The 11,204-nt window shown below is 35.6% G+C and carries 11 protein-coding genes and 1 pseudogene; all 12 read left to right on the forward strand.

The window, feature by feature from the left end:
• The first annotated feature begins 71 nt into the window (after positions 1–71).
• The 12 genes and pseudogenes from QNH20_RS10175 (at position 72) to QNH20_RS10230 (ending at position 11,203) form a co-directional block, all read left to right on the forward strand.
• Positions 72–302 (forward strand): DUF896 domain-containing protein, encoded by a 231-nt coding sequence (locus QNH20_RS10175; RefSeq protein ID WP_283922769.1) that lies wholly within the window; start codon positions 72–74, stop codon positions 300–302.
• A gap of 266 nt (positions 303–568) precedes the next feature.
• Positions 569–2,575 carry a transketolase gene (gene tkt / locus QNH20_RS10180; RefSeq protein WP_283922770.1) on the forward strand — a complete coding sequence of 669 codons (2,007 nt, stop codon included), beginning with the start codon at positions 569–571 and terminating at the stop codon, positions 2,573–2,575.
• 488 nt (positions 2,576–3,063) lie between these two features.
• Positions 3,064–3,504, forward strand: a complete 441-nt coding sequence (gene sirA / locus QNH20_RS10185) for a sporulation inhibitor of replication protein SirA (protein ID WP_283922771.1) — start codon at positions 3,064–3,066, stop codon at positions 3,502–3,504.
• A 73-nt stretch (positions 3,505–3,577) separates the two neighbouring features.
• Entirely contained in the window at positions 3,578–3,793 is a 216-nt protein-coding gene (locus tag QNH20_RS10190; protein WP_283922772.1) for a YneF family protein, read from the forward strand.
• A gap of 219 nt (positions 3,794–4,012) precedes the next feature.
• Complete coding sequence (locus QNH20_RS10195) at positions 4,013–4,951, forward strand: tyrosine-type recombinase/integrase (protein ID WP_283922773.1); 939 nt, start codon at positions 4,013–4,015, stop codon at positions 4,949–4,951.
• A gap of 51 nt (positions 4,952–5,002) precedes the next feature.
• The gene (locus QNH20_RS10200) at positions 5,003–5,869 is read left to right on the forward strand and encodes a hypothetical protein (protein WP_283922774.1); all 867 of its coding nucleotides are present in this window, start codon (positions 5,003–5,005) and stop codon (positions 5,867–5,869) included.
• Positions 5,870–5,964: 95 nt separating this feature from the next.
• On the forward strand, positions 5,965–6,078 hold the full coding sequence (locus tag QNH20_RS10205) for a recombinase family protein (RefSeq protein WP_283922775.1): 114 nt from the start codon (positions 5,965–5,967) through the stop codon (positions 6,076–6,078).
• Between the two features lie 137 nt (positions 6,079–6,215).
• Positions 6,216–6,314, forward strand: a complete 99-nt coding sequence (locus QNH20_RS10210) for a helix-turn-helix domain-containing protein (RefSeq protein WP_283922776.1) — start codon at positions 6,216–6,218, stop codon at positions 6,312–6,314.
• A gap of 204 nt (positions 6,315–6,518) precedes the next feature.
• Positions 6,519–7,739: a hypothetical protein gene (locus tag QNH20_RS10215; protein WP_283922777.1), complete on the forward strand. Its 1,221-nt coding sequence runs from the start codon at positions 6,519–6,521 to the stop codon at positions 7,737–7,739.
• A gap of 13 nt (positions 7,740–7,752) precedes the next feature.
• A complete protein-coding gene (locus QNH20_RS10220; RefSeq protein ID WP_283922778.1) occupies positions 7,753–8,637 on the forward strand; it encodes a hypothetical protein in 885 nt (294 codons plus the stop codon).
• Positions 8,638–9,128: 491 nt separating this feature from the next.
• A pseudogene (locus tag QNH20_RS10225) lies at positions 9,129–9,269 on the forward strand (YneF family protein); the annotation flags it as partial.
• Positions 9,270–9,451: 182 nt separating this feature from the next.
• A complete protein-coding gene (locus QNH20_RS10230; RefSeq protein ID WP_283922779.1) occupies positions 9,452–11,203 on the forward strand; it encodes an ABC transporter transmembrane domain-containing protein in 1,752 nt (583 codons plus the stop codon).
• Position 11,204: the final 1 nt, after the last annotated feature.

Here is an 11,204-nt window from a genome sequence, read left to right on the forward strand (position 1 = left end):
TTTGCCTTGTCAGAAGGTCTTTTTTTTAGTAAAATCAGATGGCTTAAATAGTTTGAAGGGAAGGTTCTTAAATGCTATCAAAAGAAAAAATGGCTCGAATTAATGAACTGGCAAGAAAAGCAAAATCGTCAGGTTTAACAGATTTAGAAGCAAAAGAGCAATCTAAATTAAGAAGTGAGTATTTGGCAACTTTCCGCTCTAATATGCTTGATACATTAACAAATACAAAGTTTATAGATCCTGAAGGTAATGATGTAACACCTGAAAAACTAAAAGCAAGGAAGAAAAATTCACTTCATTAAAATGTAAAGATTACATTTTGGGTAAAACAGAATTTCATTAATTCTGAACTTATATTGAGGATTCTGTCTTCGCCAAAGGGGCTGCTCGCCAATTGGCGAGTTTTTCTTTTTATTACATTTTTACATATATAAATCAAATCTGTGTCAAAATAAGAAACAAAATGACTTTTGCTTCTTACTTTTTAAGCTATTAGTTGAATAAATAGCATCAGCAATATAATATTAATGATGTATTTAGTAATTGTGCATAAGAAAGGATGTAATTCATGTTTAATACTATTGATGATTTATCTGTTACTTCGATACGGACTCTCTCCATTGATGCAATCGAGAAGGCAAACTCTGGACATCCTGGGATGCCAATGGGTGCAGCACCAATGGCTTATACATTATGGACTCGCATAATGAATCATAATCCAAAAAATCCTCATTGGTTTAACCGTGACCGGTTTGTTTTATCTGCTGGCCATGGCTCAGCATTGCTTTACAGCATGCTTCATTTATCCGGTTACAATTTAACCATGGATGACCTAAAACAATTCCGCCAATGGGGAAGTAAAACACCTGGACACCCTGAATATGGCCACACTGAAGGGGTTGAAGCTACAACTGGTCCGCTTGGTCAAGGGATTGCAATGGCTGTTGGAATGGCAATGGCAGAACGCCATGTTGCTAGCGTTTATAATAAAGATAAATATGAACTTGTGAACCATTTTACATACAGCATTTGTGGTGATGGTGATTTAATGGAAGGTGTATCCGCAGAGGCTGCATCACTTGCAGGACATTTAAAATTAGGTCGTTTGGTTGTCCTTTACGATTCTAATGATATTTCTCTTGACGGTGACTTAAATAAATCATTCTCTGAAAGTGTCAAAGAACGTTTTCAAGCATATGGCTGGCAATACCTTCGTGTAGAAGACGGTAATAATCTTGAAGAAATCCTAAAAGCACTTGAAGAAGCAAAAAGTGACTTAGACCGTCCTACTATGATTGAAGTAAGAACAGTAATTGGTTATGGTTCGCCTAATCGTGCCGGAACATCTGGTGTACATGGTTCACCACTAGGTGCCAATGAACTAAAGCTTACAAAAGAAGCTTATAAATGGACATTTGAAGAAGACTTCCATGTACCACAAGAAGTATATGATAACTTCCAAAAACTAATTGTTGAAACTGGTACGAAGAAAGAAAAAGAATGGAGCGACCTTTTTGCACAATATAAAAAGGAGTATCCTGAACTAGCAACTCAACTTGAACAAGCATTAAAGAATGAACTTCCCGAAGGATGGGATAAAGATGTTCCAGTATATCCTGAAGGAAAAAGCCTTGCAAGCCGTGCTTCATCAAGCGAAGTGTTAAACGGTATTGCGAAAAACCTTCCAACTTTCATCGGTGGTTCTGCGGACCTTGCTGGTTCAAATAAAACGATGATTAAAGGTTCAAAAGACTATATGCCTGGAGCTTATGAAGGCCGTAACTTCTGGTTCGGCGTACGTGAATTTGCGATGGGCGCTGCGATGAACGGTATTGCCCTTCATGGCGGTGTAAAAGTATTTGGCGGAACATTCTTTGTGTTCTCTGACTACTTGCGTCCAGCTATTCGTTTAGCTGCTCTAATGGGATTACCGGTTACCTATGTATTTACCCATGACAGCATTGCTGTTGGGGAAGATGGTCCAACACATGAACCAATCGAACAAATTGCAGCATTACGTGCAATGCCTGGTTTATCTATCATTCGTCCTGCAGACGGGAACGAAACAGCTGCTGCTTGGAAGCTTGCGGTTGAATCAACAAACAAACCAACAGCACTCGTATTGACTCGTCAGGATTTACCGACATTAAAAGGAACCGATACAAATGCGTACGAGGGAGTTTCAAAGGGAGCATATGTTGTTTCTCCATCAGAAAAAGAAACTCCAGATGCATTACTATTGGCTACTGGTTCAGAAGTTAGTCTTGCTGTTGAAGCACAAAAAACCCTTGTTGGAGAAGGTATTCACGTTTCTGTTGTCAGCATGCCTTCATGGGATCGCTTTGAACAACAATCCCAAGAATACAAAAATTCTGTGCTTCCAAAGAATGTGAAAAAACGTCTAGGAATTGAAGTGGGCGCTTCCTTAGGCTGGCATAAATATACTGGTGATGAAGGCGATGTATTAGCAATTGATAAGTTCGGAGCTTCTGCACCAGGTGAAAAAATCATGGAAGAATACGGCTTTACAGTTAATAACGTAGTAGAACGAGTAAAAGCACTTTTACAACAATAAGATAGTGAAATATGAGAGAGAACGGATAGATCCGTTCTCTTTTTTTTGAGTTTATATCAGAAAAATATGGTAATTAATTTAACAAGATGAAAGTGAGTCATAACAGGTTTAGAATTAGCTATAAAAAAGAAATACTGAGCCAATATATGAAAAGGTACCCCCAAAGATTCGATGTAATTTCATGAATTATCTAAAAAGTATATAAAATGGATGAATATACATTTATAAAATAAGAAAATTTTCACTTTTTTCGGGTGCCTATTGGATCTGACTATCGCTATTATTGGCTAAATTATTTTTTTTACAAAAATATGAACAATATGTCTTTAAAAAGGAATGCTCGATCATTCTACCGAATTCATAGTAGATTTGTTAAGAAATCTGATAATCGACAAAAATAGTGAAATTTTTTGCCGCTGTAAGACAAATGTTTTGTTTATGGTTTTTTATAATAGTAAAAAGTGGTTTCAACGAAGGAGAGAGCAGTGGTGAGAAAATATCAGCTATATTTAATAGAAGATGAATTTGCCGCCCATTACTTCGGAAGAGAGCGATTATTTTTTCAGCTTTTTCAGGAACATCAAACAGCTGATGGCGAGCTTAAATTTATAACGCAAAAGCAAATTTCTTATATAACGAAAAGGGTAGAGGTTTTAAAGATCCATCAGTTGATCCAAAAACAGCTTGGTAAAATTAAAGGCTTTAAAGCGGATCATGGCGCATATACTATTTTCTTAAGTGGAAAACTAAGCACAGCAAGGCTTGAAGTTTTTCATGACTTAATTACAGTTGAGGCAGAAGGCAGCTATGAAGCTGAAACGGCTTTTTTTGAAGTGCTTAGAAAATGTGAATCATCCTTTCTAGCATTGGACCTTGATCATGAGTGTTACGGCTGGTTAAAACCGATTAAAGAAAGAAAATTTATCTAATTGCATCGAGATATTGTCTTATCCCGTTTTATTTAGTACACTGTATGGTAGACAACATGAAGGAGGAAGTTTAATGGGTTATTACATTCTAGTTGGTATACTAGCATTAGCAGCTGGTGTAGCACTAGGATTTTTCATTGCTCGTAAATATATGATGAGCTACTTAAAGAAAAATCCGCCAATCAATGAACAAATGTTAAAAATGATGATGATGCAAATGGGAATGAAGCCTTCGCAAAAGAAAATCAACCAAATGATGTCAGCAATGAACAAGCAGGGTGGCAAGTAAAAATCTGTCTTATCCTAGGTGTATCAAGGGTTTGAGTGTTTTACATAGAACGTAATTTTTAGGATGAATGGTTAAGATTTCTACTAAGTCTGAAACCTTCCTCGTAAAAACGTAAAAAAATGCTTAAACCTTCCCACTCATTTTGAAATTTATTCCAATAAGTCACATTTTCTGATGAAGGATTAACCAAAAATTCAACAGAAAAGGTGGCTTTTTATTATGGAAGAAATTAAGTATCTTGATGCAATGGATGAGTATTTAGTTCACTGTCAGGCATGTGGTTACACTGCTAAAACGATGAAGAACAAGAGGCAGGAATACAAATTCTTGTCGAACTTCATCACCAAGAAAAGGGGAACAGAGGACAAGCTTTTAAGAGACATTGCTGTGGATGATTTAAAGGCATATTTCAGAGCAAAACAACACAGGGGCAATAAGCCTCAGACTATCCTAACAACATTCAAGGCAGTCAATGCTTTCTTTAACTGGTGCGTTGGTGAAGAGTACATAGGACATAATCCAATGAACAAGGTAGAAAGACCGAAGCAACCTAAAATTATGCTTAAGGGATTCACTGATGATGAAGTAAAGGCAATGATTGATTCATTTAGTACTAAGACGTACTTAGAGGCTCGTAACAAAGCTATCATTGCCATGCTTGCCGACACTGGACTTAGAGCCATAGAGATTCGTACCTTCAAGGTTAAATCTATTATTGATAAAGATAATATAGTAGTCATGGGTAAAGGTAATAAAGAGCGCCACGTTCCAATCACTCCTGCATTGAAGAAATTCTTAATTAAATATGAAAGACAAAAAGCAAAATACTTTAAAGATTTTGCATCAACAGCAGATAACTATTTCTTGAATTATAATGGTGGTGAGGTCTCCCACACTGCATTATGGAACATCATTAGAGAAGCAGGGAGGAGAGCCGATGTTAAAGATGCAAGGGTTTCTCCACACACATTTAGGCACTACTACGCTGTAAATGCTTTGTTGAATGGGAAAGACCTATATACACTTTCAAGGCTTCTAGGGCATTCTGAAATATCTACAACGCAATTCTATCTTCAATCATTTGATGATAAAACATTGATTCAGAGAGGAATTGATATTAGCCCATTAATGAACTTTGGCAAAAATCTGAAAGTCTGATACATCTTCTCTAAGTCCTCTGTGAGCAACCATACTTATATTGTGTAAATTTTGTCTACTGTAATGATAGAAGCTTTAAATGTTGAAAATGAAAATCATTTATACATCGAGTATGAAGTACTAAGAGAAGATATAACATTAGATTGGGCAAGTATTAACAGAAAATTTTCAGGTAGAGTAGATATTGTTAAAGATGCAAATACAGGTGAAATACGATTTTCAAGTGAATATACTTCAGGTGAAACAGAGGAAATAAATTCTGAGATAATAAAAAGAATAAGTACTTCATTAAAGGAAAATGATGAGGTTGAGACGAGTAATGATTTAGCAAAGTACACTTCAGGAAAACTGAACAACAAAAATCGAATGAAGTTTATGTTAGCTCTAGCTAACGATATTCCAGGTGATAATCTGAAATATAAATCAGTTAAAAATATTGAAATCGGTAGAGATAAAACTCTCAAAGTAGCCATGGAAGAAACAGGATTACTTTTTGATGATGGTGTGAGGAATGTAATAATTAACGGTGAAAAAGGCGAGACATTAAATAATATAGAATATGTTGTAAATGAAGCTTATTATGACTTTTTAATACTTAGAGCATTACAGGTGGAGTATAATTTTGATTATGTATCTGCAAAAGGTGTTTGCCTTTTAGAATTTGGCTTCCCACATTTTTTTAGAAAATCTCAAAAATCTCAAGAGTTTGAAGTCATAGTGAATAAAGTTTATCTAAATAAAGGAACTCAAGGAGAGAATACAAAGTCTATTACAAGGAAGATTCTAAAAGAGTTTAATAGCTTTTATCAACAGGAATTTAATACAATACTTGAGCAGCAAGAGCAGCAAGAGCAGCAAGAGCAGCAAGAGCAGCAAGAGCAGCAAGAGCAGCAAGAGCAGCAAGAGCAGCAGGAGTAGCAAGACAAGTCGAAGCGATGGAACAATACAAGATAGATAAGGTATATTAAGAGTAGGTTTCTGTAAAAAATACAGTCAGACCAAAGCTACAGGAAATGTTAGACGTTGCAAGAGAAGGAGATACAACCTATGTAGCGGACTTTTCAAGATTAGCCCGTTCTACCAAAGATTTGTTAGAAATAGTTGAACTGTTAGAATCAGATGATTAGTACTATTAATTACTTTGAACGTGATAATATGTCTTGTAAGACAGCGTGAAGGAATTGCAATAGCCAAAGCCGAGGGCAAATACAAGGGTCGTAAAGAAGTTTCAATCCTTAACTTTGAAGAACATTAACAAAGATACATGAACCGAGAAGTTTCAAAGTCTCAACTAGCAAAGGAACTAGGAATATCAAGACCAACCTTAGATAAGTTAATCAAAGAGCATCAACAAGTGTGTTAATAAGAGACTCCTCAAGGGGTCTTTTCTTTATGTTGAGGATAGGGGGCGTATTTTCCACATTCTCATGGGTTCATGTGCGGGAGATGGGGGAGGTAGGCTCATCCACACGTCACGAAATAAGTTTGTTACTTGCGGCAAGACTTTAACTCCTTGTAATATGAAATTAAGAATAGTAGTTTAAAAACAGTGGGAGGGGGTCTAAATTTGAGAATTGATATTTATTTTCATGATTATAAAGATAAAAGTGAATCCAACAGAACTTTGGAAGTTCTGGAGTTATTCCTTAGCAAACATACAATCATGAAGAACTATAGTAGTGTATACAATAGTATATCATTTAAATTTTTGAATAACGCACCTATGAAGCGGGAAGAAAAAATACTTATGCCTTATGGGATTCATCCTGAGGTAGAGATTTTCTCCAACTTTGAAGACAATAGGAAATTATCCGTAGAGACATTTCATCTTGCACTAGGTTTAATACAAGAAACTATTCCTCGTATAGCATATGCCCCATCTAAGAAAGAATTTGATTTTGATGTTGAGGGACTTTTAGGAGATATTAGTACGGCTGCTAAAGATGCCCCTCATTCCAAAGAAGCACTCAAACATTTGGATGATAACAAAAAGCAACTTATAATACAAAATCGTATGAATCATAAATTGAGGATAATTGAAAATTTTAGAGAGAATCCGAGACCTTTAGATACAAAGTTGATAGGAGTTCGTGTCCTTGGCGACCGATATCGATTTAATGATGATGTGGATGTTTATTTCTATCAGAATATGTATGCAACCATCTTTTCTGATGTTCTCCGCAGATACGATATCCGTTTACCAAGCTATAAGGAAATTTATATCGATTTAGTAAACTCTTTAGAAGAAGCTATTGATATTAGCACTAGTAAGGAAGACTGGTTTCAGTACACTCATGCAATATTTGATTACACACGATTTAAACAATCATCACAAGAAATGAAAGAACAATTATTATTAGAAAGCTTAATTGAAGGACTAAGATATATTACAAATTTTGACCACTTAGAAAAGGACAAAATTGAAAGTGCAATTGAGTATATCCAAAAGCATAAACTGCAAACACCGCTTATTTATGCCTTTAAAGAAAATAAAGAATACAATGTAACTATTCAATATAGAGTAACAAGAGAAACTATCATAAGGAACTATGTAAAAGCAGTTTATGAGTTACATATTTTTCAAAAGGCAACAGGAGAAGAGCGTGTGATTCCTCTAGGGGTCTTTGAAACATTTAATGTCCCGTATGTTTTGGGAAGTATTAGTCTTACCAAGAAACAAGTCACAATTAAGGGAAGAACAGGATTAAGAGCGGAAATTTATCGCTCAAGTGAAAAAGCACCTAGTGAGTACAAATTTCAGTTTGATGAACTGTTCTTGACCAAATAAGAGGGTGATACTATTGGTAAACCATATTAAAGCAATTCATCAATTCAACATTAATCAGATTGCTGGAAAGCATGATACAAGAAATATTAGTATTGACTGCGAGGGTAAAGTAATTTTACTAACTTCAACTAAAAAAAGAAGAAAATACCATCATTCGATTTTTTATGATGCAGAATGGGGAGTAAAGAAAATAATTATTCCTCCCTCAAAAGAACCTTTTCACTATGCCCAGCCATTGGGGGAGAATTGGCTGCTTGTAAATGCCAATGCAAAGAATGATACAACACATAATGCCTTTGTTTACGATGAGAATCTGAATTTGATTTCTTACTTTCATATGGGTGATGGAATAGAAGATGTCCAAACTACCAAGGATGGTGATATTTGGACTAGTTATTTTGATGAAGGAGTATTTGGAAATTCTATCGGAGCAAGCGGGCTACTTTGCTTTGATAAGAAAGGGGTAAAAATATTTGATTTTGTAAGATTTGTTCAAACTCCGAGCAATAATGAAATTCCTTTCATTGATGACTGTTATGCTTTGAATGTCTACTCAAATCAAGCTGTATATTTGTATTACTATTCGGACTTCCCTCTGTTAGCTATACATAATATGACTGACTATGAGTTATTTAACCATGAACCCTTAAAAAAAACGCCAATTGTGGGGAGCCATGCCTTTTCAATTTGGAAAGATAATATCCTATTTGGACATGGTTATAATCATAAAGGACAAATTCATCTATATTCATTTCAAAATAAGAAAATCCAAAGTTATCTTCCTGTAACTGAAGAGAATGACATCATTAACTATGATTATTCAGTAGGGCGAAAGTATAAGCTGTTTTTAGTTTGTAAAGATGACATTTATCTTGTGGATATTCGAGATGTAATTTAAGAAGCTTTTCTACATTGAAAACAGGTTTGAAATAAAGGTTGTTTGTTTAAAGAGTACAACCTTCTATGACCGCTTTACAGTTTTCCACCACTACTTTTTCATTGAAAATGAAGCTTTATCATGAGAAGTGGATAGTGCTAGTTGAATATAAGTAATACATGAATATTAAACGGTTTTCTGCCTTTGTTGCGGCTATGTTCTTAACAACGGAGTCAGGTATTAAGTTACAAGGAAAACATAGGCAGTTTAGAATAGTAGAAGATGAGTTGACACCTTTTAAAAAAGTCAAAAACACACAGAAAACATCAACCACTTTTTAACCAATAAATAGGTGATGGTTTAACCAAAAGCTATTAAACTGGTTAAAGTTTCCTTGACAAACTGTACTAAAATATGGTTAACTTTTCTCAAAGAAAATGCGACTTAATATTTGGTAATAAATTGTCAAAAATGAGTGGTTAAGGTTTTCCTTTACGTAGCCTTGAAACCTTTATATAACAAGCTACTTAAAGAAAAATCCGCCAATCAATGAACAAATGTTAAAAATGATGATGATGCAAATGGGAATGAAGCCTTCGCAAAAGAAAATCAACCAAATGATGTCAGCAATGAACAAGCAGCAATCTAAATAAAATGGACAAGCGCTCATGTATATGAGTGCTTTTTTCATGTTTTTAAACTTGTGATTTCTAAATCTTTATTATTTTATAAATATTTGATAAAATAAAACCTCTGCAAGCTAATATTGATATTTGGCATTTAAATTTTTGCAAGCAGCTTTTTAGCATTATTTTTTTGTCTTTGGGGGGGTTTTATGAAGGTCTTTTTAGACTTAGGCTGGTTTTTTAAACAGGAGAAAAAAGCGTACATATCAGGGGTTCTTATTTTATTACTAGTAGCACTGCTGCAGTTAGTTCCACCAAAAGTAATTGGTATTATTGCCGACCATATTAATGACGGCACGGTCACAAAAGGAATGCTTATCGAGTGGGTTGTGGTTCTGATTGCTGTCGCACTTATGATGTATGGTCTCAGATATTATTGGAGAATTATGATTTTTGGTTCAGCGGTAAAACTTAGCAGGATATTAAGAAATCGTTTGTATTCGCATTTTACCAAGATGTCACCATCGTTTTATCAGAAAAGCAGAATTGGTGACTTGATGGCACATGCTACAAACGACTTGTCAGCTATTCAACAAACTGCGGGGGCAGGAGTCTTAACTCTTGTAGACTCCTTATCGACAGGCGGATTTGTCATTATCGCAATGGCGTTTACAATCAGTTGGAAGTTAACCTTAATTTGTTTGATTCCGATGCCTTTTATGGCACTGTTGACAAACTGGTTTGGAACCATGCTCCACAAAAGTTTTTATAAGGCACAAGAAGCTTTCTCATCCCTAAATGACAAAACGCAAGAAAGCATTACAGGGATAAAGGTTATCAAAACGTTTGGACAGGAACAGGAAGATATTGAAGATTTCCGCAAACAATCGGCAGATGTCGTCCAAAAAAATATTGTTGTAGCAAAAATTGATTCCCTCTATGACCCTACTATTTCCATTATCGTCGGCATTTCTTTTTTCCTATCGATTGCATTTGGTGCGAAATATGTCCTTAATGGCGAATTAACGATTGGAGAGTTAATCTCGTTTACGACATATTTGGGTTTATTAATCTGGCCAATGCTTGCATTTGGCTGGTTATTTAACATTGTTGAACGCGGTCGAGCTTCCTATGACCGTGTAGCTGCTCTCCTAAGTGAAAAGGTAGACATTATTGATGACAAGAAGGCCTTGAATGTTGTGCCATGTGGTGATATCCATTACAGAATCACAGAATTTACTTATCCGGGAGAATCAAGGCCAATCTTAACAGATATCAATTTTTCACTTAAACAAGGTGAGACACTTGGGATTGTTGGTAAAACGGGTGCAGGAAAAACAACGTTGTTAAAGCTACTGATACGGGAGTTTGAAGGATATGATGGGGACATTCTTTTTGGAGGCAAGACACTGAAAGGTTATAAGCTGGAAAAATTACGTGAAGCAATTGGTTATGTTCCGCAGGATCATTTCTTATTTTCGGCATCAGTTGCTGAGAATATTGGTTTTACAGATCCAACTGCCTCAATCCAGGAAGTTAAAAATGCAGCGAAACTAGCCAATATACACGATGATATACTCCAATTTACCGATGGATATGACACGGTTGTAGGAGAACGAGGAGTTTCATTATCTGGAGGGCAAAAACAAAGGATTTCCATAGCTCGGGCGCTATTAATGAATCCTGAGGTTTTAGTACTCGATGATTCATTATCAGCGGTAGATGCCAAAACTGAGGAATCAATTCTTTCGTCATTAAGACAGAATCGCGAAGGAAAAACAACAATCATTACTTCACACCGTTTAAGTGCCATCCAACATGCCAATCTCATTCTTGTTTTAGAAGATGGGAAGATCATGGAAAGAGGCACTCACGAGGAACTTATGGAATTAGACGGATGGTATAAGGAAATGTATTTACACCAGCAGCTAGAAGAGCTGGTCGAGCATGGAGGACATTAAT

It is taken from the genome of Neobacillus sp. WH10, from assembly GCF_030123405.1.
GTDB lineage: Bacteria > Bacillota > Bacilli > Bacillales > Cytobacillaceae > Neobacillus.

Excerpts from the sequence above, each read along its gene's own strand:
- QNH20_RS10175 (WP_283922769.1), top strand. The coding sequence starts at position 72 with ATGCTATCAAAAGAAAAAATGGCTCGAATTAATGAACTGGCAAGAAAA.
- tkt (WP_283922770.1), top strand. The coding sequence starts at position 569 with ATGTTTAATACTATTGATGATTTATCTGTTACTTCGATACGGACTCTC.
- QNH20_RS10190 (WP_283922772.1), top strand. The coding sequence starts at position 3,578 with ATGGGTTATTACATTCTAGTTGGTATACTAGCATTAGCAGCTGGTGTA.
- QNH20_RS10195 (WP_283922773.1), top strand. The coding sequence starts at position 4,013 with ATGGAAGAAATTAAGTATCTTGATGCAATGGATGAGTATTTAGTTCAC.
- QNH20_RS10205 (WP_283922775.1), top strand. The coding sequence starts at position 5,965 with ATGTTAGACGTTGCAAGAGAAGGAGATACAACCTATGTAGCGGACTTT.
- QNH20_RS10210 (WP_283922776.1), top strand. The coding sequence starts at position 6,216 with ATGAACCGAGAAGTTTCAAAGTCTCAACTAGCAAAGGAACTAGGAATA.
- QNH20_RS10230 (WP_283922779.1), top strand. The coding sequence starts at position 9,452 with ATGAAGGTCTTTTTAGACTTAGGCTGGTTTTTTAAACAGGAGAAAAAA.